Source organism: Streptomyces cinerochromogenes (assembly GCF_014648635.1).
GTDB classification, from domain to species: domain Bacteria; phylum Actinomycetota; class Actinomycetes; order Streptomycetales; family Streptomycetaceae; genus Streptomyces; species Streptomyces cinerochromogenes.
Map to the genome: position 1 here is coordinate 15,527 of NZ_BMRM01000013.1, position 23,381 is coordinate 38,907.

Genomic DNA, 23,381 nt, shown 5'->3' on the forward strand with positions numbered 1-23,381 from the left:
GCCCGTGATCCGTGACGAACACCTCGGCCCCCTGCTGCGCGCCGCGTCGTGGCTGCCGCGCGACCTGCGCGCCGCCGAACGCTACGAAGCGGTCGACCTCGCCGAGCTGGGTCCCCGGGACCTGCTGCTGGTCGTGGCCGCCGTCGGCGGCCCCGCCTCGGGCGAGCGGGTCTTCGTCCCCGTGCGCCGGGAGCCGTCGGGCGCGGTCACCGAGGCCCGCGGCGACGGCACCTTCGGGCTCGCGGCCGTACGCCGGGTGCTGGCCGGCGCCCGGCTGCGCACCATGCGCGGCGGGTACCTGGACTTCCGCCGGGCGCCCTCCGCACCGGCGGGCGAGTTGCGGTGGCTGCCCTTCGACCAGGGCTGGTCGTCCAACTCGCTGTCCCTGGTGGGGATCGGCGGCTCGCCGTACATCCTCAAGACCTACCGGCGGCTGGACGAAGCGGTCCACGAACCCGAGGTGCTGCGCCTCATGAGCGGGAGCGGGCACACGCCCGAGTGGGCCGGGGACTGCACGTACACGGACCCCGTCCGGGGGACCCGGCATCCGCTGGGCGTCCTCTACCGCCACGCACCGGGGCACGGCATCGACACGCCCCTGCGGGAGAACCTGCGTTCCCTGTGGCCGAGGCTCGTGGGAAGCGTCGTACCGGACCAGCTCGTGCGCCACCATCTGCGTCCGCTCGAAGGCAGGCTGCGGGCCGCGGGAGGCTTCCTCGGTGCCTTCCACCGGGACCTGGCGGCACGCCTCGGCGGCCCCGCCGCCGGCTACCCCGTCTCCGACGCCCTGGCCGGTGCCTCGGCGCGGCTGGAGGCGCTCGCCGGCGCGTCGGCACCTCTCCCGCCCGCCGCCAGGCGCGCCGCCTTCGACGCCCTGGACGGCGAACTCGGCTCGCTGCGGGCGGAGTTCGGCGGCCGGAGCACGGCTCCGGGTGCCGGCCCCTGTCACGGCGACCTGCACCTGTCGCACCTGTTGTGCACCGAAGGGACAGACGGCAGCTGGCGGATGAGCGTCATCGACCTGTCCACGCCGGCCCTGCCGCCGGACGGCCCGGGCTACGCCGCGCAGTCGCCGTTGCAGGACCTGGTCGCCGTGCAGCGCGCGCTGGAGTACTTCGCGGCCGACGAGGCGGCCTTCGAGAGCGCCCGCCGCCTCGGCATCGACTCGACCGAGACCATGAACGGCTCCCTCGACGGCGCACCCGGCCTGCCGCCCACGGGACGGGCCGTGCTGGAACGCGTCTTCCGCACCGCCGACGCGTGGCGCGAGCACGTGGTGCGCCTGCTGCTCGGGCAGGCCCCGGACAGCCCGCTGCGACGGCTGCTGTACCTGCGCCGCCTCCTGCACGAACTGGCCTACAACCACGACCACGCCCGTCCCTACCACGCCGCGATCGACCTGCGCCACGCGCTCGCGCTGGCCTCCCCCGCCCCGACGACCCCCGCGAGGACATGACCGTCGTGAACGCGCCCCGGATGCACATCATCGAGACGTACTTCGAGTGCTGCGGCTTCGACCACACCTTCCTGCAGGGTGGTACGTCCGTGTACCTGTGGAACCTGTCCAGGACCTTCGCCGCCCGCGGCCACACCGTCTCCGTCGTCACCCCGGCGCACGGCAGGCTCGACGACCTGCGCCGGCGCTACGAGGTGGAGGACCTCCCCTACGAGGACACCTACACCCTGCCGGTGGTCCTCGACCCCCGGGTCTGGGACGGCTTCCCGGAGCAGGTCGGCCTGGCGCTGCGCACCACGGCCCACCGCATCCGCCTGGAGGGCGTGGACCTGTACTTCCTCTCCAACGAGTACCTGGACCGGCTGCCCGACACCTTCTACCCGCCGTACTCCGCCAAGGGACGGGACCTGGTGTTCTTCAAGCCGCTGGTGTTCCAGGTGGACAGTGTGCGGTTCCTGCGCGACTGGTTCGGCGACGAGAGGGCCGTCGTCCACGCGCACGAGCCGTACTACCACTATCTGCTGCCGGCCGCCCTGCGTGACGATCCCACGAAAATGGTCGTCAGCAACGTGCAGAGCAACATGCCGATCGACAAGAGGGTGTACGCGCCCGAGGTGGAGCGGCTGTTCGAACTCCTGGACGTGGACGTCGCACTGCCCGCCCCCGCCCCGGAACCGGACGCGCCGGCGGCCGTCGTGCAGTACCAGCAGCTCACGCACCTGCACTACACCTACCCGCCGGACCACGTGGCGATCTACCAACTGACCGCCGACCACGCCGACCTGGTCGACTTCCTCTCCCCCGGTCAGCTGGACTTCTACGCGGGCTTCCGCGACACCCCCTTCGAGACGCTCTTCGGGCGGCTGCCGATCGCCGACGTGGTGCGCCGCAACGCCCACAAGATGTTCGTCGGCGGGTGTGCCGTCTCCGACCGGTGGCTGGCCTGGGACCCCGCCGGGGTGGACCGGGCGCGGGTGCTCGGCGGCCTCGGTCTCGACCCCGCGCTGCCGACGTTCTTCCACAACGCCCGCTACGCCGTCCACCACAAGGGACAGGTCGAGCTGATGCGGGCCGCGGACCGGGTCCTGCGCGAGGGGCTGAAGGCCAACTTCGTGATCCGCTGCATCTCCGGCAACGGCATCGACGACCCCTACTTCCACGAGGTCGCCGCGCGCCACCCGGGCCGGCTGCACTTGGAGTGGGAACGCGTGGAGGAGGCCCGCGTCTTCTCCCTCGCGGCGGCCTCGGACTTCGCGCTGTTCCCGTCCAAGTTCGAGATGGACACCTTCCTGATCGCCCAGGGCGAGGCCATGGCCGTGGGCGCGGTGCCGATCGCCACGGACCAGCGCGGCATGGAGCACTTCCGGCACGCCGACGGCCCCGCGACGACCACCGGGTTCGCCGTGAACCGGTCCTTCGCGGAGGACGACGAGCTGCTCACCGCCGCGCTCGCCGACCGCATCCGGCAGGCGGCGGCCCTGTGGTCGGACGATCCCGGGCGCTACCGGGAGCTGTCGGAGCGCGCCGCGGCCGTCGCCCGCGTCTTCACCTGGGACCACTGCGCGGACCTGCACCTGGCGGCCTTCACCCGGCTGTGGGAGGGCCGGCCCGCGACCCTGTCCACCGCACTGGCGCTGCGCCACGGCTGGTTCGACCTGCTCACCGACGACCGGATCACCCCGGCCGCGGCGATCGAGCACGGGGACATCGCGGCCTACGAGCGCTGTGCCCCGTTCGACACCGACGCCGCTGTACGGATGTTCCGCGCCGCCTGGCAGCGGGCCGACTTCGCCGCCTGCGAACGGGTCCTCGAACGCCTCCCCGGGGCGGTGCCCGAACAGGAGACCGCCCGGCTGCGCGCACGCGCCCGCGTGCTGCCCGACGGGCGGCTGGAGTACCGGGTGCCGCACGCCGAACGGGTGGAAGTCGTCTCGGCCCGGCGGGGCTCGGCCAGGGCCCTGCCCGAGGTACGCACGCTGGAACGCACCGGACCCGGTGTCTTCGCGGGTGAGGCCCCGGGCGCCGACGGCCGACTGCTGCTCACCCTGTCCTCCGGCCGGGTGACCTGGGACGAGGTGCGTCATGGCTGACCTGCGTGCCGTACGCGCGGTGCTGCTCGCGGGCGGTGAGGGACGCCGCATGGGGCCGCTCGGCGCGGGACGGCTCAAACCACTGGTCCCCTACGGCGGCACCTGCCGGCTGATCGACTTCAGCCTGGCCAACGCGCGTGCCTCGGGCCTGGCGGAGGTGCTGCTCCTGTCGCAGTACGAGGAGCGGTTGCTGATGGACGACCTGCACCGGGTGTGGAACACCGGGCCGGGCTTCCGGGTGCACTTCGGGCCGTACGACGCCGCCTACCGCGGCCGGGAGCTGCCCGCACGGCTGCCGGAGCGCACCTGGCCGCTGGAGCGCGGCACCGCCGACGCCCTGATCCGCAAGGCGGAGTACGTCTTCGCCGAGGGCACCGAGCAGGTCCTCGTGCTGCACGCCGACCACGTCTACCGGTACGACTACGGCCCGCTGGTCGAGGCGCACCGGACGTCGGGCGCGGCGCTGACGATCGCCTACCAGCGCATCGACCCGCGCTGGGTGCACCTGTTCGGCATGGTCCGCTTCGACGGCGGAGGCCGGCTCACCGAGTTCACGGAGAAGCCGGAGAACCCCACCTCCGACCTGGTGTTCGCGGCCTTCTGCGTCTTCGACGCCGCCGTGCTGCGCCGGTACCTGGACGAGCTGGACGGCAGCGACTGGCAGCACGACATCAGCCGTGACGTGATCCCCGCGATGCTCGCGGCCGGGGAGCACATCCGGGGGCACGAGGTGCACGGCCACTGGGAGGACATCGGCACCGTCGAGCGCTACCACCGGGCGCACCTGGCCCTCGCCTCGGGGCCGCGGCCGCCGCTGCCCGTCGGGCGGATGCCCAGGACGGTGCGGCCGGCGGTGGGGCGGCGCTGGGTCGCCGACGCACCCGGGGTACGGGCGTCGGTGATCCCGTCGGACCTGGTCAACGCCGGGCTCGTGGCGGACAGCGTGCTCTTCCCCGGCGTCCGGGTCGGCGCGGGGGCGCGGGTGCGGCGCAGCGTGGTGCTGCCCGGTGCGGTGATACCGCCCGGCGCCGACATCGACGGGGCGGTCGTCCTGGAGGACGGACACATTCAGCACGTTGCCGAAGGAGTGAGCGCATGACCCTGACCGCACACCACCGCCCCGGTGCCGACCGGCGTCCGACCGACTACGACGTCCTGGTGGTCGGCGGGGTCGGCGTGGACACCATCGTGCGCGTGGACGAACTGCGCGTGCCACCAGGCGACTCGGTGTTCGTGGAGCCGCTGCGGGACTACGTCGGGCACACCGGCAACGGCGTGGCCCTCGGCTGGCACGCGCTCGGCCTGCGGACCAAGTTCGTCGACTTCCTCGGCGACGACCCGCAGGGCCGTATGGTGCTGGAGCACTACGCCCGCCTCGGCCTCGACTTCAGCCATCTGGTCTCGCCGCACGGCACGCCGCGCTCGGCGAACCTGGTCGACCCCGAGGGCCGCCGCTTCTCCTTCTACGACGGACGGCACCCGGGCGACCTGCGGCTGCCCCGCGCGTTCTACCTGCCCTTCCTGGAGCGGACGGCCCACGTCCACCTGTCGATCATCGGCCACAACCAGGACATGTACGAGGACATCCACCGCCTCGGCGTGACCAGTTCGACCGATCTGCACGACTGGGACGGGCACAACCCCCACCACCGCCACTACGCCCTCAACTCCGACTACGTCTTCCTGAGCGCGGCGGCGATCCACGACCGGCTGGACACCGTCATGCGGATGATCGTCGCGGAGGGCCGGGCCCGTTTCGTGGTCGCCACCGACGGCGCCGACGGCTGCCACCTGCTGGAGCGCGGGGACGGCAGGGTGCGCCACTTCCCCGCCGTACGCCCCGAGCGGCCGGTCGTGGACAGCAACGGTGCCGGTGACGCGTTCGTCACCGCGTTCCTGCACTCCCTGTTCGAGGGGCGGACGCTCGAAGAGTGCGTGCTGGCCGGTTCGGTGGCCGGGGCGTTCGTGTGCGGCAGCGTGGGCACGCACACCGAGTTCATCGACCTGCCGGGACTGCGCGCGGCCACCGCGCGTGCCGTGGCGGCCCGGTGAGCGGCATGCACATCATCCACTTCTCCTTCGAGTGCGGCGGGTTCGACCACCGCCTGATGCGCGGCGGGCTCTCCCCGCTGGTGTGGAACCTGTCGCGCGAGTACGCCGCGCGCGGTCACCGCGTCTCGCTGGTCACCCCCGCGCACGGTCTCCTCGACGCGCTGCGGCGCGACCATCCGGTCGAGGAGCTGCCCTACGTCCACGAACACCGGGTTCCGCTCGTGCTCGACCCGAAGGTGTGGCCGGGCCGCCCGGCCGAAGTCACCCTCGAACTGACCACCCGGGCCCACCGGTTGCGGCTGGACGGCGTGGACGTGTACTTCCTCTCCGACGCCTTTCTCGACCTGCTGCCGGACCGGCTGTATCCGCCGCCCGGCACCGAGGGCAGGGATCTGGCGTACTTCAAGCCGCTGGTGTTCCAGGTCGCGGGGGCCCACTTCATCCGGCGGCACCTGAGGGGCGAGGAGGCGGTGGTGCACGGCTTCGAGCCGTACTACCACTACCTGCTGCCGCCGCTGTTCGCCGGCGACCCGTCGCTGCGGACGGTGAGCACGGTCGCGGCCAACGCCCCCGTCACGCAGAAGGTGTACCGCCCGCAGGTGGAACGGCTGCTCGGCCTGTTCGGCGTGTCGGCGGACCTGGACGCCGCGGAGGAGCCGCTGCCCGCCGAGGACGGCCCGGAGGCGACCATGGCCCGGGCCCTGGCCGGCACCCGGATGCACGTCGAGTACGGCCCGGACCACATCGCGTTCCTGCCGCTCGTCCTGGCACACGCGGACCTGGTCGACTTCGTGTCGCCGGGCCAGCGGGACCACTACAGCACCTTCCGGGACACCCCGGTCGAGAGCCTGTTCCACACCCTGCCGGTGTCCCGGATGCTGCGCGAGCAGGCGCACAAGCTGCTCGTGGGCGGCTGCGGCATATCCGACAGCTGGCTGGCGCGCGATCCGGGGGCTGTCGACCGTGCGGCCGTCCTGCGCTCGCTGGGCCTGGACCCCGCCCTTCCGGTCTTCTACCACGCCGCCCGCTACGCGGTGCACCACAAGGGGCAGGTGGAGCTGGTCCGCGCCGTCGACGAGGTCCTGACGGACGGCCTGGAGGCGGTCTTCGTGCTGCGCTTCGCCACCAGCGGGGGCGGGCGGACCGCGCCCGCCGGCAACGCCTACTTCCAGAGCGTCGCCGCCCGCCATCCCGGCCGGATCCACCTCGAATGGCGGCTGGCCGACGAGGACACCCTGTTCGAGCAGGCGGCCTGTGCCGACTTCTGCGTCTTCCCCTCCAAGTTCGAACTCGACGGGTTCCTGATAGCCCAGGCGGAGGCGATGGCGTGCGGCGCGGTGCCGATCGCCACCGCGCAGAGCGTCACGGCACACTTCGGACACGCCCTTCCCGCGGACGATCCGCGGGCGACCGGGTTCGCGCTGCCCGGCTCGTTCCGCGACGACGACCCCGACCTCACCCGCGCGCTCGCCGACCGCATACGCCAGGCCGCGGCCCTGCGGCGCGCGGCCCCCGACGAACACGCCCGGCTTTCGGCGAACTCCCGTTCCCTCGCCCGGGAGTTCACCTGGGCGCGGAGCGCGGACCGGCGCCTGGCGGCCTTCACGGACGTCCTGCGCGGACGGCCCAGGACCTTCCCGGCCGAGGACGCGATCCGGTACGGCTGGTTCGACGCCCTGCCCCCCGCCGCCTGGGTCCGGCACCGGGAGTCCATCGCGCGGTCCGCCGCGGCCCTGGGCGACACGGCGGCCTACGGTCGCTGCGCACCGCTGGACGACGCGGCCTACGAGCGTCTTTTCGAGGCCGCCCACGCGCGGGCCGACTTCGCCCGGTGCGCCGAGACCGCGCGGGCGGCCGGGCGGGAGGACTGGGCCGCACGGGTGCGCGGCCGGTGCCGGACGCGTCAGGACGCGGCGGGCCGCCTGCACGTCGAGTACCGGCACCCGGGGGCGCGGCACGTGGAGGTGGCGGTGCCCGGTGCCGGTGGCCGCCCGACGGACCTGGAGTCCCCCGCGGAGGCGGTCGCCTCGGACGAGGCCGTGCCCACGGGCAGCGGTGTCGTCCTGGCGCCCCTGGCACCGGCGGGCGAGGGCGTCTTCCAGGGCGTGCTGGAGGGGCCGCCCGTCGGGCAGCGTCTGCTCCTCATGCTGACCCTGGCGTCCGGGCGCGTCACCTGGGACACCGTCCCGGCCGGGGCGGCGGCCGGCCCCCCGCCGTTCCGGCTCGTGGCGACCGACCTCGACGGCACCCTGCTGCGGGGCGACCAGACCGTCTCCGAGCGCACCCTGCGCGCACTCGCCGCGGTGGCCGCGGCGGGCGCCCACCACCTGGTGGTCACCGGCAGGCCCGCCGCCGCCTGCAAGCAGTATCTGGCGGCCCTCGGCTACCGCGGTCTCGCCGTGTGCGGGCAGGGTGCCCAGCTCTACGACGCCGGCGCCGACCGGCTGCTCACCTCGGCCTCGCTCGACACCGACCTCGCGCGCCGGGTGGTCGCACGCGTCGAGGCCGCGCTGGGCCCCCTCGAACTGGGCGTGGTGACGGCGCCGCCGGAGAGCCGGTTCAAGGTCACCCCCCGGTTCGGTGAACGGGTCCGGCACGGCTGGGACGTCACGACCGACCGCCGGCTGCTGTGGACGGACCCCATCGACAAGCTGGTCCTGCACCACACGAGCGTGCCGGAGGACGAAGTCGAGGCCACCGCACGGGAGTTGTGCGGGGACGAGGTCACCGTCGTGCACTCGGTGCGGGGCATGGTGGAGGTCCTGCCGGCCGGCACCACCAAGGCGGCCGGGGTGGAGCGGGCGGCCCGGCTCCTCGGGTTCGACGCGGCCGAGACGATCGCGTTCGGTGACATGCCCAACGACATCCCGCTGCTGGCCTGGGCCGGGCACGGGGTGGCCGTGGGCAACGCCCACCCGGCGCTGCGGGCGATGGCGGACGAGATCGCACCCGGCAACGAGGAGGACGGTGTCGCCGTCGTCCTGGAGCGCCTCTTCGGTACCGCGGAGGGGGCTCTGTGACCGGGATCCTGCGCGAGCTGGCTCGCGCTCACGGGATATCCACCGCCTACACCACCGACCGGGGCCACCGGGTCGAGGTGGCCCCGGACACCCTCGTGGCCGTGCTCGCCGCCTGCGGTGTGGAGGCGGCCGACGAGACCGCCGCCCGCGCCGCCCTCGCGGCCCACCGCGAGCGTGAGGCGGCCCGGCTGCTGCCCGAGTGCGTCGTCGTGCGCGGCGGCGCCGTGCCGGGGCTCGCCCTCCCCGCGGGCGCCACGACCGAGGTGGAGCTGGAAGGGGGCGGCACGGCCGTCCTGTCCGGCTCGCTGCCGGCCGGCCGCCACGTCCTGCACGCCGGGACACCGGCGCGCCGCGAGTCCGTACCCCTGCTCGTCGTACCGGAACGGCTGCCCGTGCCCTCCGGCCGGCACTGGGGGTTCCTCGTCCAGTTGTACTCGGTCCTCTCGCGCCGTTCCTGGGGCATGGGCGACCTCGGTGACCTGACGGAACTGGTGTCCTGGTCGGGGCGTGCCCTCGGCGCGGACTTCGTGCAGCTCGGGCCGCTGCACGCCGTCGAGCCGGGTCCGCTGCCGGACCCGTCGCCGTACCGGCCGAGTTCGCGCCGGTATCCGGACCCCCTGCACCTCCGGGTCGAGGCGGTACCCGAGTACGCGTATCTCACCGGGGAGGAAAGGCGCACCGCCGACCGGTGCGTCACCCGGGCGCGGGCCCTGAACGACGCGGTCCTGCGCGGTGAGGCGCTCATCGACCGGGAGACGGTGCGCTCGCTCAAGCACGAGGCGCTGCGCGCCGTGCACCGGGTGCCGCTGCCGCCCGGGCGGGCCGCCGCCTTCGCGCGGTTCGTGGCGCGCGAGGGCGAGGACCTGACCGACTTCGCCACCTGGTGCGCGCTGGCCGGTGTGCACGGCGGGGCCTGGCGGTCCTGGCCGGCCGGGCTGCGCGACCCGCGCTCCCCGGCCGTGGCCCGCGCCCGGCGGGAGCTGGCCGCCGAGGTGGACTTCCACCGCTGGCTCGCCTGGGTCACCGACGAACAGCTCGCCTCCGCCCAGACGGCGGCCGTCGAGGCGGGCATGGGCATCGGCCTGATCCACGACCTGGCCGTCGGGGTCGCCCCCGAAGGTGCCGACACCTGGGCCCTCCAGGACTGCCTGGCCGCGGGGATGAGCGTCGGCGCGCCGCCCGACGACTTCAATCCGCACGGCCAGGACTGGGGCCAGCCGCCGTGGCGTCCCGGCGGGCTCGCCGCGTCCGGCTACCGGCCCCTCGCCGGACTGCTGAGGGCCGGGCTGCGGCACGCGGGTGCCCTCCGCGTCGACCACGTGATGGGCCTGTTCCGCCTGTGGTGGGTGCCCGAGGGGCGGCCACCGTCCGAGGGCACGTACGTCCGCTACGACGCCGAGGCGATGCTGGGCGTACTGACGCTGGAGGCGCACCGGGCCAAAGCGGCCGTCATCGGCGAGGATCTCGGTACGGTGGAGGACTCCGTACGCACCGCGCTCGACGAGCGCGGGATCCTCGGCACATCCGTGCAGCGCTTCGAGTACGTCGGGGGTTCGCGGGGCCGGCACGGGCCGCTTCCGCCCGAGCGGTGGCGGCGGGAGTGCCTCGCCACGCTCACCACGCACGACCTGCCGACGACCGCCGCCTGGCTCAGCGGCGAGCACGTGGAACTCCGGGCCGGGCTGGGGCTGCTGACCCGCCCCGAGGCGGAGGAGAAGGCCGAGGCCGCCGCCGAGCGTGACGGCTGGCTGGCCGAGCTGGCCAGGCTCGGGTTGCTGCCCGACCCCGACGGCGAGGTCGTCGCGCTGCACCGCTTCCTGTGCCGCACCCCGGCACGTCTGCTCGGCGTCTGGCTGCCGGACGCGACCGGCGACCGCAGACCCCAGAACATTCCCGGCACGTCCTCGGTGCACCCCAACTGGCGGCTGCCCGTGAGCGACGAGCAGGGACGTCCCGTACCGCTGGAGGACCTGCCCGGCCGGCCCCTGACGGAGGCACTGTCCCGGGTGTTCGCGGACCTTCGACGGCATCGTGAAAAGACGGAGGAGAGAGATGTCAGGCCAGGTTCTTGAGCGGGTCGACCATCCGCCGACGGGGGTCCGCGAGGACCCCGGCGGTTTCGACCTGGCGGCACCGGACGGCACGCGCTACCGGGTCGATCTCACCACCGGAGTCCTCGATCCGCGCAACGCGCTGCTGGCCGACCGTCTGGAGGGCCGGCGGGTGGCGGCCTTCGTCAGCCCCACCGTCGACCGGCTCCACGGCGACCGGCTGCGCGCGTACCTGGAGGCCCGCACGCCGCCGGGCCAGTGGACGCTGCACGTCATCCCCACGGGCGAGCACCACAAGACGCTCGGTGCGGCGGAGCGCGTCTGCGCCCTCGCCAAGGCGGACGGGCTGGACCGGCACGGCGTGATGCTCGCCGTCGGAGGCGGCATCGTCGCCGACGTGGTGGGCTTCGCCGCGTCGATCTACGCCCGGGGTGTCCGCTACGTCAAGGTCAACACCACCCTGGTGGGCCAGGTCGACGTCGGCGTGGGCGTCAAGACGGGCGTCAACGCCCTGCAGACGAAGAACATGTTCGGCGCCTACCACCCGGCGCACGCCTCCCTGAACGACCCCGCCTTCCTCGCGACCCTGCCGCATCGGGAGATCCGCTGCGGGCTCGCCGAGATCGTGAAGATGGCCGTGATCCTCGACGCGGACCTGTTCCGGACTCTGGAACGGCACCCGGACGCGTTCCGGCGCCCCGGGGACGGCGGCGGGCCCGGCCCTTCCCAGGGGGATCTGGAGACCTACATCCTGCGCACGTCGATGCGTCTGATGATGGAAGAGCTGTGCCCCAACCTCGAGGAACACGACCTGGCCCGGCTCGTCGACTTCGGCCACACCTTCAGCCCGGTCGTCGAGACGGCCGGCGGACACCGCCTGGAGCACGGTGAGGCGGTCGCCGTCGACATGGCGCTCTCCGCGCACCTGGCCCGGCTGCTGGGCCTCGCGGACCAGGGGACCTGCGACCGGATCGTCCGGCTGCTGCGGCGCATCGGGCTGCCCGTCTTCGACCCCGCCACCTGCACCCCGGAGCTGATGGGCCAGGCCCTGCGCGCCTCCTGGCAGCGCCGGGGCCGCAAACTGCACCTCGTCGTGCCGACGGGCATCGGCAAGGCGGCCTTCGTGGAGGAACTGGAGGACGTGCCCGGGGACGTCCTGACGGCCGCGCTCCGGGACCTCGCCTCGGAAGGGGAGCGGCACGATGCCTGAGCCCGTGGTCAACCTGCGGGACCTGCTGGCGGGGAAGGAAAGGGACCACGGCGGTCTCGGCACGATCCTCGCCCACCGCGTCTTCGCCCGCCGGCCCGGCGGTACGGGCGCGGACTTCATCGACCTGGCCGTCCTGCCGCCGGGCACCTCGATCGGCCGGCACCGGCACGGCGCCGACCGCGAGACCTACGTCGTGCTCGACGGCGGCGGACTGATGTACCGGGACGGCGAGGAGTTCCGGGTGGGCCCCGGCGACGTCGTCGTCAACGACCCCCACGGGGAACACGGACTGCTCAACGACGGTGAGCGGGACCTGAGGCTGCTCGTCTTCGAGGAGGGACCGGGTGAGCGGCGTGCCGGCTGACAACGACTTCACCGTGCTCGACGTGGGCGGCACCACGCTCCGGGTGGGCACCTACGACCCCGCGACGGGCGCCCTGTCCCGGGTGCGCCGGATCCCGGTCGACGGCATGCACCGCGACCCCGGCGCCCCGGTTGCGGTGCTGCAGCGGCGGGTGGTGGAGCAGATCGTGCGGGAGGTCGGCGCGCACACGGGCGGACGGCCGCCGCGGGCACTGGGCGTGGCCTTCGCCGGTCCCATCACGGCCGCCGGGCTCGTGCTGGCCGCCCCCACCGTCTGGGGGCGGCGCGGAGACCCCCTGCCGCTGGGCGACCTGCTGACGGAGCGGACCGGCGCACCGGCCGTCGTGGTGAACGACCTGACGGCGGCGGCCTGGCGGTACGCCGCCGGCGAACCCGGGGACTTCTGCCTGCTCACCGTCAGCTCCGGCATCGGGAACAAGGTGTTCCGCGGGGGTGAGGTCCTGGTGGACGCCGACGGTCACGGCGGTGAGCTGGGCCACTGGGTCTGCGACCTCTCCCCCGACGCGCCGCTGTGCGACTGCGGCGGGCGCGGGCACCTGGGCGCCATCGCCTCCGGGCGCGGCGTCCTCGCCGCCACGCGCCGGGCCGCGCGGGCCGACGGGGCCGCCTTCCGCGGCTCCCGGCTCGGCGCCCTGTGCGAGGGCCGCACGGAGCGGATCGACAACCGGGCCGTCGCCGAGGCGGTCCGCGCGGGCGATCCCTTCGCCACGGAGGTGCTGCGCGGCACGGTGACGCCCCTGGCCCAGGCGGTCAGCGGGGTGTTCGGCTCGATCGGGGTGTGCCGCTACATCCTGATGGGCGGCTTCGCGCTGGCGGTCGGCGAGCCCTACCGGCGCCTGCTGGTGGCCGAGTTGCAGCGGCTGGGCTGCTTCGGCCTCGGCCCGGGACAGATCGACGCGATGGTGTCGCTCGGGGTCGCCGACGACGACCACGGACTGATCGGCGTGGGCCGGCTGCTGGCGGACCGCACACCGGTCTCCCTCGCCCGGGGGGCGTCGTGACCGGTGACGGCACCCTCATCGTGGGCAGCGGCCTGATCGGCACCGCGACCGCCCGGCGGCTGGCCGCGGCCGGCGAGCACGTGACGCTCGTCTCGCGCCGACCTGCGGCCCTGCCCGCCGAGGCGTACGGGGCCCGCTGGTGTGCGCTGGACGCCACCGACCCCGAGGCCTGCCGACGGCTGCTCGACGACCTGCGGCCCGGACGGATCGTCCTGGTGCACGGGCCGTCCGACGTCACCTGGTGCGAGGACCACCCGGACGAGGCACGGGCCGCGCACGTCGCCGTGGCCGACACCTTCGCCGCCCTGGCACCGCACGCGCGGATCGTCCTGGTCTCCACGGACAACGTCTTCGGCGGCGACTCGGCGCACCACACGGAGAGCACGGCCGTCTCGCCGGCGAACGCCTACGGCCGCGCGAAGCTGGCGGCGGAGGAAGCGCTGCTCGCCGAGGCACCCCGGGCCGTGGCCCTGCGGGTCAGTCTGGTCTACGGCCACGAGCCGGCCGACGCGGGCAAGTGGCTCAACTTCTTCGCCGCCTGCGCCCACCGCCTGCTGCGCGGCGAGCGGATCGAGGCCCCCGACGACCACTGGACGACGCCGGTGCTCCTGGACGACGTCGCGGAGGTGACGGCGGCGCTCCTTGACGCCGGGCACCCGCTGCCCCCGGTGCTCCACCTGGGCGGCCCGGACCGCGTCACGCGCGCCGAGTGGGCGGGCGTCATCGCGCGGGCGGTGGGGGCACCGGCGGACCTGGTGACGCCCGTACCGCGGGCCCGCACCCGCTACGCGTCCCGCCCGGTGAACGCCTGCCTCACCAGTGAGGTGCTGGCGACCCTGCCCGCCACCGAGGCCATCCGGGTCCGGGGGGTGTGCGAGGGAGCGCGCCTGCTGGCGTCCGCGTTCGCCGGCCCGCCGGCCGTCTGATCCCGTCTCTGCGAGGAGCCCCCGTGGCCACAGCGCCCACCCGTTTCCGGCACGCCCGGCCCTGTCCCGTACGACCGGTCCCCCCACGCCGTGCCCCCGGCACCCACCTTTCGACGGAGCGACCATGACGACTTCCTCCCTCCTGTCCGGCCATGACGTCGTCGTCCTCGGCGGCGGGGTGGCGGGGTGCGTGCTGGCGGCACGCCTCAGTGAGGACCCCGGCCGTTCCGTGTGCCTGGTGGAGGCGGGGCCCGACTACGGGCCGCAACAGCGGAACTGGCCGGAGAAGATCCTGAACGCCCGTGCCCTGCCCCGCGACGACGTGTGGGAGCGGCACACGGCGTTCTACCGCATCCGGGCCCGGGTGCTGGGCGGCTCGTCGTGCATCAACGGCGCCTGGAACACGTGGGGGTCGCACGCGGACCACGCGGAGTGGACGCGAGCGGGCGGTGAGCGGTGGTCGGCCGACGCGCTGGAACCGTACCGGCTGCGGGCGGTGGAACGCATGGGGCTGCACGCCGTCCCCGACGCCGAACTGTCCGCCTGGGCCTCGGCCGCCCTGACCGCCGCGCGCGAACTCGGGTACCCGGAGGTGGACATGGGGGTCCCCGGCTCGCCCGGGTACGGCAGGCCTCTCCTCAACGCCGCCGACGGAGTGCGCCGGAACGCCGCCCTCGCCTACCTGGACCCGGCGACCCGGGCGCGGCCGAACCTGACGGTCCTCGGCGACGCCCTGGTGGACCGGCTCGCGATACGGGCCGGCCGGGTGTCCGGCGTGCACATCGTCCTGGACGGTGCACCGGTGACCCTGGAGGCCGACACCTGCGTACTGGCGTCCGGCACCTTCGGCTCCCCCACCGTGCTGATGCGCAGCGGCATCGGTCCCGCCGCGCACCTGAAGGAGAACGGGATCCGCTGCGAGGTGGATCTGCCGGGTGTCGGCGCCAACCTGTCGGACCAGCCCGGTGTCTTCGTGCCCTTGGTGCCCACGGACCACCTGAACAGGGCGCTGGCGGCCAAGGAGTCGGCCGGGGAACTGTACGTCAGCCGCATGCTGGTCCGGGCCGCCAGCGAGTACTGCCCGGACGGGGCGTGGGACCTGCACCTGCTGCCCACCGCCGGACCGCCGCTGTTCGGGAAGCTTCCGCCCGGACAGTACGAGGCGGGAATCTCCGCGTTCCTGATGAAGCCCGTTTCGCGCGGACACGTCCGGCTCCGCTCGGCCGATCCGCTGGAGCCCCCCGAGATCGATCCTGCCTTCCTGACCGATCCGGCCGGCCGGGACGTCGCCGTGGTCCGGGCGGGGCTGGAGAAGGCGGCGGAACTGGCCGCGGCCATGGAGCCGCTGGCCCGTCCGGCGGACGGCACACCGGTCCACGCGCGCCCCGCGGCCGACCTGCGGGCCCGGGTGGGGACCTACTGGCACCCGGTGGGAACCTGCGCCATGGGTCCGGCGGACGACCCGCGGTCGGTGGTCGACGGGCAGGGCGCCGTCCACGGTGTGTCGGGGCTGCGCGTCGCCGACGCCTCCGTCCTGCCGACCGTGCCCGCCGCCAACACACAACTGCCGGTCCTCGCCCTCGCCGAGATGCTCGCCGACACCCTGCGCGCCTGACCGGCCTTCCACCGACCGCACCCACCACGGAGACAGCCATGGCGGCAGAGACAGACATACGCGCGCACCACCTGGTCTACGGCTGCATGGGGCTCGGCGGCGGCTGGGACACGACGCCGTACACGGCCGAGCACATCCACCAGGCCGAAATCGCCGTCGAGGCGGCCCTGGCCGCCGGCATCACGGCTTTCGACCACGCCGACATCTACCGGTACGGCAAGTCGGAGGCCGTGTTCGGCGAGGTCCTGTCCCGCAGCCCCGGGCTGCGGGAACGCGTCGTCGTCCAGACCAAGTGCGGTATCCGGCTGCCCGACGGTGACCGGCCCGGGCACTACGACCTGCGGGGAACCAGCATCGTACGGCGGGTCGAGGAGAGCCTCGTCCGGTTGCGCACCGACTTCCTCGACGTCCTCCTCCTGCACCGGCCCGACCCTCTCGCCGATGTGCGGGAGGTCGGCGCCGCGCTGACCTCCCTGCACGCCCAGGGCTTGGTGCGGCAGTTCGGCGTCTCCAACATGAACGGCCCGCAGATCGCCGCCCTGCAGGCCCACATGGACCTCCCGCTGGTCGTCAGCCAACTGGAGATGAGCCTGGACCGGCGCGACTGGGTGGAGTCGGGCGTCCTGTTCAACACGGCGGACGCCGCAGGGAACGGCTTCGCGCCCGGCACGCTGGAGTGGTGCGCGGCCAACGGCGTCCGGCTCCAGGCGTGGAGCCCGCTCGCCCGGGGCCGGCTGACCTCCCACGCGGACACGCGGGTGAACCGGCTCGTCGCCGAACTCGCCCGGCGTAAGGGCACCACACCGGAGAGCATCCTCCTGTGGTGGCTCCAGCGCCATCCGGCGGGCATCGCCCCGGTCGTCGGCACCACCCGCCCCGATCGCATCAGCGCCTGCGCGGACGCGGTGCACCGCCGACCGGACCTCACCCACGAGGAGTGGTACGAGCTGTGGGTCACCGCACGCGGCATCCCCCTGCCCTGAGCAGATCTCTCCCGGTCGGTCCGCAGTGAGGTGTTCGGCGCCCCGGAGCCGGCCCCAGGGCCCCGACGCCGGCCGCCGCAGGCACAGGCGCGACGCTGCCGGAGACACCGCCGGAGGGGGGCGCCGGCGTGCAGGAGGAAGCTTGCGCCCGGCGCCCGCTTCAGGAGTCGCGGTTGGATCCGGCCCGCGAAACCCCTGCGATCACCGCACTAGCCGCGGCCGCGTATCAGCGACATCAGCAGCCCGTGGGTCTCGTCGTCGGCGGCGGCCACGAGCCCACGGCCGCCCTCACCGATCGGGGCGCCGTCGATCCCGGTGACAACGCAGCCTGCCGCCCGGCACAGAGCGATGCCGGCCGCGAAATGAACGCTGCCGGAGAGGTCACCGCCATCGGTGACGTACGCGGCACGCTTGCCCGCAGCGACCCAGGCCAGCGCCAGCGTCGTGGATACGACGCGCGGCCGGAAGCGTTCGACGAACCCGGGGTGGGCCAGCAGGTCCACGGCCCGGAATCCGGGCGCACCCGGGAACGGCGGATCCAGGTTGACGTCCACCAATCGGCTGGCGGGCGAGGGCGTCAGCAGAGCGTCGTCGGGCCCGTCGTGCCGCACGCGGGCCGTCACCCCGTCGGTGAAGAAGACCTCGCCGCTGAAGGGATCGGCCACCGCCGCGGCCCCGCCGCACAGCGCCACGTTGACGGCGACCAGCGTGGTGCCGACGGCGTAGTTCAACGTGCCGCACAGGGGGTCCACCAGCCACTGGCGCACCGCGTCGGCCGCTCCCTGCTGCCCGCCTTCCTCGCCCAGCACGGCGTCATCGGGCCGTGCGGCACGGATGACGTCGAGGATCGCTTTCTCGGCCTCCAGGTCGGCCACGGTGGCAAAGTCCCCGGCACCCTTGTCCAGGCGGTGGAGCCGCCGGCCGTACAGGGAGCGGACCACGTCCGCACCAGCCCGCGCCCCGGCTGTCGCCACCGCGGCATCGTCGGCACCCGCGTAGGAGTTGATCACGCCTGGAGCCTATCGAGGCGAAGCCGACGCCCCGGCGGCGCCCCGGTCGCCGGCCTCACGCACCGGGCACCGCGCCAGGCCGTTTCACCGGGTCGTGCTGCCCGCGACCCACTCGCTCCACGGCATGTTCCAGTCGCTGAGGCCGTTGTCCGGCGCCGGCGTGGCCTTGTCCGCGGAGTTCTTGACGATCACCACGTCACCGATCATCGAGTTGTCGAAGAACCACGCGGCGGGCTGCTTGCCGTCGGTGCCGCCCCTGACGTCCTTCAGGCCCACGCAGCCGTGGCTGGTGTTGGCGTTGCCGAAGACCGAGTCCGCGCCCCAGTAGTTGCCGTGGATGAACGTGCCCGAGTCGGTCAGACGCATGGCGTGCGGTACGGCCTCGATGTTGTACGAGGGCTTGCCGTCCTTCTCGGTGAGGCCGACGCTCGCACCGTTCATACGGATGTGCCGGAACTTCTCGGAGACGACCATCTGACCGTTGTACGTCGGGTGCTCGGAGCTGCCGGAAGAGATCGGGATGGTCTTGATCGTCTTGCCGTTCCGGACGACGGTCATCTTCTTCGTCGCGGCGTCGACCGTGCTGATCTGGCTCCGGCCGATCTTGAACGTGACCGTCTTCCGGACGCCGTCGAGGGAGAGCTTGACGGTGACGGTCGAGCCGGGCTTCCAGTAGTGCTCGGGGCGGAAGTCCAGGCGGCCGTCGTTGAGCCAGTGGCCGACGACCCGCTGGCCGCTGCTGGAACTGACCTGGATCTCCGACTCCACGGCGGCCTTGTCGCTGATCGCCGTGTCGAAGTTGACCGACACCGGCATGCCCACGCCGACGGTCGAGCCGTTCAGGGGCGAGACGTGCCCGATGAAGTTGTTGGCCGGGGAGACGGTGGTGATCGTCGCGTTCTCGGTGGCGGGACGCCCCTCGGTGTCCACGGCCTCGGCGGCGATCTGGTACTTGGTGGCCCGCTCCAGCCGGCCGTCCAGCTTCCAGGAGGTGCCGTCCGGCGACAGGGTGCCCCGGATCTCGGCACCGGTCGCGACGGCGGTCATGGTCACCTTGGTGAGCTTGCCGTTGCCGACAGTGACCTGGACGGGGCCGTCGAGCCCGACCTTGTGGGCGCCGTGCCCGGGCGTGATCCTTATTCGGGCGTCGGAAGCGTCCGGTGCGACCGTCCGACCCGCCTGCGCCTGGGGCTGCGGGGGGTTCCCGGCGTCGTCGGGGCCGGTCGCGGCGTTGCTGGTACCGCCGAGGGCCGTGACTGCGAGTACGCCGCCGAGTACGCCGGCCGCGGTCACCAGCCCGGTGCGTCGTTTACGTACCGTGATCAAACGCTTCTCCCATGCCACTGGTTTTTACACACGTGCGAACTGAGCGCCTTGCGGCGCACATAGTCCCCAACCAGTTATAGGCAGGTATCCATCCAGAAACGAGTTGTTGTGGCGAAGGGCACGAAACGCCGATTACGTCGCATATGCGTCCCGTCACAGTGCGCCGTCACAGCGCGCTTCCTCCCGCCCGGTGCGAGACGGGCGGGATCCGGAAGCGTGCGCGCCTCACCAGGCTGGTCTGTCCGGCGTTGCGCGGGCGGGCAGGTCGGATGCGGGCACCCAGGGCATCACCCGGGCCAGGTCGCGGTGTATGCGATCGGCTTCACCGCGTACCTGGGTGGGGATGTCACCGCGTTCGGCGACGAGGCGGCTGAAGATGGGGGTTTCCTGGAACACGGTGGAGTCTCTTTCTGCGGGTGGCTGGCCACGGATCGGGCGGTGCGAGCTGAGCCGAACTGGTTTATCACATCGGTCAGTTCTCTCATGGTCCGGCCTCGGCGGCCGGGACGAAGCGGCCCGGCTCGATCCGGGTCAGGTAGGCAGTCGGTGCCCTGGGGCACCCGGAGGCGCGCGCAGCGCTGCTCGCCGCCCGCGACCCCCTCGCCGAGCTGAGGATGCGGGGCGCGGCCTGGTGGGCGACGCCCCGCCCCGGAATCAGCCGACGCGCAGGGTCACAGCGGCGGTGTGGAGCTTGCCGCCGGTCTGGAACTGCAGGAACAGCCGCCAGTTGCCTGAGTCGGGCAGTTCGGCGTGGAAGGACAGGTCCGGGCCGCCGTTGCCGCCGCTCACCTCGGTGGTCGGATGGAGGTGGGCGAACGCGGCGTCGCCTTCGTGGAAGGCCGTCAGGTGGGCGTAGGTGTCCAGGTACGGCTCGAGGTCGGTGACGGGCCTGCCGTCTTTGGTGATCGAGACGGTCAGCGGGTGCGCCATGCCCGGCATGGGCTCGCCCTCGACGGTGACGGTGTACCCGTCGACCCGCGTGCTGGCGGCCGGTGCGGGCAACGGGATCCGCTCGGCGCTGCCCGGCACCGTGACGGTGCGCGAGAGCACGAGGTCCTCGCCCTTGCCCGGGCCGGCGTTCGGGGTGAAGGAGGCGAACACGCGCCAGGAGCCCGGGGTGAGCGCGGACAGGTCCGCGGTCCATGTGCCGTCGGCGGCCATGACCGGGTGGACGTGCTGGAATCCGGTCAGGTCGGAGCGGATCGCGTAGAAGTGCATCCGCTTGGTCTGGTCGACGGCGAAGTCGGTGACCGGCTTGCCGGCCGGGCCGGTCACCGTGAACCGGTACCCGGCCTGCCGCCCCGACGACAGTGTGGTGTCCTTCGAGGTGAGGCGGTAGCCGTCCTGGCTGTCGGACAGGCCGTTGCCGGAGGCCTTGTGGTCCATGCCGGGCATGCCGTCCGTCGACGGCGACGCGCTGGACGACGAGGCCGTCGAGGGCTTGCTGCCGTGGTCCATGCCCGGCATGGACGAGGAGTCGTCGGAGGAACCGCAGGCGGCCAGGGACAGGACGAGAGTCACTCCGGCACCGGCCGCGGCGATCGCGCGGCGGGGTGCGGCGAGGCGGGCAGAGAAGATCATCGAAGGGAAGCCTTCCGGGGGGCGCGCCACGCCGGTGGCGCGCGGAGAGGGACGGGGCACGGTGCCGGCTCCGGCCGGTGGCCGGGTCTCGGCTGGTGCCTGTCACGTCCGCGCGATGCACGCCCGGAGCAGGTGGTCTCTTCCGCCGGTCGGCGGGCCGCGCAGCCCGCTCGCACCCGGTGCCCGCAGTCGGGCCGGTGCCCATGCCGGCGGAACCGCGAGGGCGGCCACGGCGAGGAGGCCGGGCGCCGACAGGGGGATCCGCTCGTGGGCCACGGTCGCCACGCACAGCACTCCGGGCGTCCCGGCAGTCCCGGGACCCTTGAGGACCGGGCCGGGGAGGTACGCGGCGGGCGTGTGAGCCGTGACCGTCAGGGAGGCGTCGTGGCCGGCGCGCATCGATGCGGGTGCGGGTGCGTGCGTGGAGCCGTGGCAGCCGTCGGCGGCACTGACCGGGGAGCCGTGCATGAGGAACAGGCCGACCAGCACAGCGCACACCGCCAGCAGCCGGGCGATGCCTCGCCTGCCCGCATGTCCGCTGCCCACGTTCCTCGTCCCCCTTCCCACGATGCGGCCCCGCGATGCGACGCGCTGCCTGTCGAGCACCCGGCCGAGTATACGGGGGCGGGGTATTCGGCGCGGGCCGAACGTCACGCCGGCGGCCGGCCGAGTTGGGCGGCCACGGCGTCGAGGACCCATTCGAGGCCGGTCGCGAAGGATTCCTCGGCGTCCACCTCCGTGCCGTCGTACACGGCCTTGGTCAGCGCCGGGAAGCGGCCCGTGGCCAGCATTCTCGTCATGTACGGGCCTGAGGCGCGCTGCCAGTCGCGTTTGGACAGGCCCGTGGCCCGCTCGGCCCGCAGGTTCGCGATCTCGCGCCTGATCGCGCCGGTGAAGTAGGCGCTGACCGTCTCCACGGCACGCATGACGGTGTCGATGTCGGCGAGGCCGTCGAGGGCGGACAGTGTGGCTTCGGCCACGGCCAGGCCGTTCGGGCCCAGGCTCGGACGGCCGCCGAGCAGGTCGGCCAGCCATTCGTGGCGGAGAGCGGCCCGCCTGGTGCGGTGGGCGAGGACGCGCAGCGCCTCCCGCCAGTCCGCGGGCCTCTCCTCGGGGAGGATCTCGGCGTTGACCTCGTCCATCATGAGGTCGAACAACTCCTCCTTGGCGGAGATGTATCCGTACAGCCGCATCGGCCCGGCGTCCAGCCGGGCAGCGACCTTGCGCAACGACACCGCCTCCAGCCCGCCCTCGTCGGCCAGCGCGATGGCGGCGGAGACGATCCGCTCACGGTCGAGCGGCACGGGTCGAGTCGGCGGCTCCGGCCGGTCCCACACAGTCATGGCCACACCGTACCGTTGCGATACATCGTTCCCCGTCAATACAGTGTATCGGCATGAGACATCGTATCGCCGTGGTCGGTGGCGGCCCGGCCGGTCTTGCCTTCGCCCGGGTCCTGCACCGCCACGCGTACCCGGTCACCGTTCTCGAACGTGATCCCGCCCCCGACGCCCGCCCCCCGGGCGGCACGCTCGACCTGCAGGAAGGGCTGGGCCAGCTCGCGCTGGACAAGGCGGGCCTGCTGGCGGAGTTCCGGGCGCTGTCCCGCCCGGAAGGGCAGGCCATGCGCATCCTGGACACGGACGGCAGCGTCCTGCGCGACTGGCGGCCCCGTCCGGATGACCGGGCCCATCCCGAGATCGACCGCGGACAACTCCGTGACCTGCTGCTCGGCCCGCTCGCCATCCGGTGGGGGCGGCACGTGACGCAGGTCGTACCGGGGGCCCGGGAGGGCGTACGGGTCCATTTCGCGGACGGGCGACAGGAGACCTTCGACCTGGTGGTCGGCGCGGACGGCGCCTGGTCCCGGGTCCGCCCGGCAGTCTCCCCGGTGACGCCGCGGTACACCGGCGTCACCTTCGTCGAAACCTCCCTCGACGACGTCGACACCCGCCACCCTGACCTCGCCCGTTTGATCGGCGACGGTTCCCTGGCCGTGTACGGCGTGAACCGAGCCGTCGTCGCCCAGCGCAACAGCGGCGGCCACGTCAAGGTGTACGCCCAGTTCCGTGCGCCGCTGGACTGGCACACGGACCTGGACCTGGAAGACGCCGAAGCCGTGCGATCGAGCCTGCTGGCTCTCTTCGCCGGCTGGGCCGCCCCCGTCCTCGACCTCCTCCGTCACGGCACCGCTTTCGTCCACCGCCCCCTCTACGTCCTGCCCGTGCCCCACACCTGGCCGCACGTCCCAGGGGTGACGCTGCTGGGCGACGCCGCCCATCTGATGCCCCCGTTGGGGGCGGGCGCGAACCTCGCGATGCTGGAAGGCGCCGAACTCGCCGAGTCCATCGCCACCGGCCCTGGAGACCTGGACATGGCCGTCCGCGCCTTCGAGGAACAGATGTGGGAACGGGCCGAGCGGTGGGCGAGGCTCACGATGGCCGGTCTGGAACGCCTTGTGAGCCCGGACCCCGCCCAAGCCCTCGCCGTCTTCGACCAGGTGCAGCCATCCTGACCGTCCAGCGCGGGGGCACCCGTACCGAGGGGGTCGTTTCCGGCGGTGCTGCGGGAATCGCCGCTGCTCCCCCGAGCCCCCGCCCGTCCGCGGCGTCGGGCGTGCCGAACGGGGGCAGACTTCCGCATGCCCACCCCTTCGTCCAGGCCACTCGCGGTCGA

At 73.5% G+C, this 23,381-nt stretch carries 19 protein-coding genes; 13 read left to right on the plus strand and 6 right to left on the minus strand.

What is annotated here, in order from left to right:
- Positions 1-4: 4 nt before the first annotated feature.
- From IEZ20_RS24300 to IEZ20_RS24355, 12 genes are all read left to right on the plus strand, one after another.
- The gene (locus tag IEZ20_RS24300; protein WP_189302287.1) at positions 5-1,456 is read left to right on the plus strand and encodes a phosphotransferase; all 1,452 of its coding nucleotides are present in this window, start codon (positions 5-7) and stop codon (positions 1,454-1,456) included.
- The gene (locus IEZ20_RS24305) at positions 1,453-3,546 is read left to right on the plus strand and encodes a glycogen/starch synthase (protein ID WP_229896240.1); all 2,094 of its coding nucleotides are present in this window, start codon (positions 1,453-1,455) and stop codon (positions 3,544-3,546) included. The genes IEZ20_RS24300 and IEZ20_RS24305 overlap by 4 nt, the downstream gene beginning before the upstream one ends.
- A complete protein-coding gene (locus IEZ20_RS24310; protein ID WP_229896241.1) occupies positions 3,539-4,645 on the plus strand; it encodes a sugar phosphate nucleotidyltransferase in 1,107 nt (368 codons plus the stop codon). The genes IEZ20_RS24305 and IEZ20_RS24310 overlap by 8 nt, the downstream gene beginning before the upstream one ends.
- Complete coding sequence (locus IEZ20_RS24315; protein WP_189302289.1) at positions 4,642-5,598, plus strand: carbohydrate kinase family protein; 957 nt, start codon at positions 4,642-4,644, stop codon at positions 5,596-5,598. The genes IEZ20_RS24310 and IEZ20_RS24315 overlap by 4 nt, the downstream gene beginning before the upstream one ends.
- Before the next feature lie 5 nt (positions 5,599-5,603).
- Positions 5,604-8,618, plus strand: coding sequence for a Cof-type HAD-IIB family hydrolase (locus IEZ20_RS40615; RefSeq protein WP_308434687.1), 3,015 nt, complete (start codon positions 5,604-5,606; stop codon positions 8,616-8,618).
- Positions 8,615-10,690: a 4-alpha-glucanotransferase gene (gene malQ, locus IEZ20_RS24325; protein WP_189302291.1), complete on the plus strand. Its 2,076-nt coding sequence runs from the start codon at positions 8,615-8,617 to the stop codon at positions 10,688-10,690. The genes IEZ20_RS40615 and malQ overlap by 4 nt, the downstream gene beginning before the upstream one ends.
- Entirely contained in the window at positions 10,671-11,879 is a 1,209-nt protein-coding gene (locus IEZ20_RS24330; RefSeq protein ID WP_189302293.1) for a sedoheptulose 7-phosphate cyclase, read from the plus strand. Before malQ ends, IEZ20_RS24330 begins: the two co-directional genes overlap by 20 nt.
- The gene (locus tag IEZ20_RS24335; protein ID WP_189302296.1) at positions 11,872-12,243 is read left to right on the plus strand and encodes a cupin domain-containing protein; all 372 of its coding nucleotides are present in this window, start codon (positions 11,872-11,874) and stop codon (positions 12,241-12,243) included. The genes IEZ20_RS24330 and IEZ20_RS24335 overlap by 8 nt, the downstream gene beginning before the upstream one ends.
- Entirely contained in the window at positions 12,224-13,264 is a 1,041-nt protein-coding gene (locus IEZ20_RS24340; protein WP_189302298.1) for an ROK family protein, read from the plus strand. Before IEZ20_RS24335 ends, IEZ20_RS24340 begins: the two co-directional genes overlap by 20 nt.
- Positions 13,261-14,190, plus strand: a complete 930-nt coding sequence (locus IEZ20_RS24345; protein WP_189302300.1) for an SDR family oxidoreductase — start codon at positions 13,261-13,263, stop codon at positions 14,188-14,190. Before IEZ20_RS24340 ends, IEZ20_RS24345 begins: the two co-directional genes overlap by 4 nt.
- 124 nt (positions 14,191-14,314) lie before the next feature.
- Positions 14,315-15,805, plus strand: a complete 1,491-nt coding sequence (locus tag IEZ20_RS24350; RefSeq protein ID WP_189302302.1) for a GMC family oxidoreductase — start codon at positions 14,315-14,317, stop codon at positions 15,803-15,805.
- A 38-nt stretch (positions 15,806-15,843) separates the two neighbouring features.
- On the plus strand, positions 15,844-16,788 hold the full coding sequence (locus tag IEZ20_RS24355; RefSeq protein ID WP_229896242.1) for an aldo/keto reductase: 945 nt from the start codon (positions 15,844-15,846) through the stop codon (positions 16,786-16,788).
- Positions 16,789-16,997: 209 nt separating this feature from the next.
- Here IEZ20_RS24355 and IEZ20_RS24360 read toward each other — a convergent pair whose 3' ends face one another.
- From IEZ20_RS24360 to IEZ20_RS24385, 6 genes are all read right to left on the minus strand, one after another.
- A complete protein-coding gene (locus IEZ20_RS24360; RefSeq protein WP_189302304.1) occupies positions 16,998-17,798 on the minus strand; it encodes an inositol monophosphatase family protein in 801 nt (266 codons plus the stop codon).
- Positions 17,799-17,882: 84 nt separating this feature from the next.
- On the minus strand, positions 17,883-19,124 hold the full coding sequence (locus tag IEZ20_RS24365; protein WP_229896243.1) for a L,D-transpeptidase: 1,242 nt from the start codon (positions 19,122-19,124) through the stop codon (positions 17,883-17,885).
- Between the two features lie 225 nt (positions 19,125-19,349).
- Entirely contained in the window at positions 19,350-19,520 is a 171-nt protein-coding gene (locus IEZ20_RS24370) for a hypothetical protein (protein ID WP_189302306.1), read from the minus strand.
- A gap of 258 nt (positions 19,521-19,778) precedes the next feature.
- The gene (locus tag IEZ20_RS24375; RefSeq protein WP_189302309.1) at positions 19,779-20,705 is read right to left on the minus strand and encodes a DUF8832 domain-containing protein; all 927 of its coding nucleotides are present in this window, start codon (positions 20,703-20,705) and stop codon (positions 19,779-19,781) included.
- Positions 20,706-20,807: 102 nt separating this feature from the next.
- Entirely contained in the window at positions 20,808-21,251 is a 444-nt protein-coding gene (locus IEZ20_RS24380) for a hypothetical protein (protein WP_189302311.1), read from the minus strand.
- A gap of 104 nt (positions 21,252-21,355) precedes the next feature.
- Positions 21,356-22,048: a TetR/AcrR family transcriptional regulator gene (locus IEZ20_RS24385; RefSeq protein WP_189302313.1), complete on the minus strand. Its 693-nt coding sequence runs from the start codon at positions 22,046-22,048 to the stop codon at positions 21,356-21,358.
- Between the two features lie 53 nt (positions 22,049-22,101).
- Between IEZ20_RS24385 and IEZ20_RS24390 the strand changes: the two genes are divergently transcribed.
- Positions 22,102-23,220 carry an FAD-dependent oxidoreductase gene (locus IEZ20_RS24390; RefSeq protein WP_189302315.1) on the plus strand — a complete coding sequence of 373 codons (1,119 nt, stop codon included), beginning with the start codon at positions 22,102-22,104 and terminating at the stop codon, positions 23,218-23,220.
- The last annotated feature ends 161 nt before the right edge of the window (positions 23,221-23,381 follow it).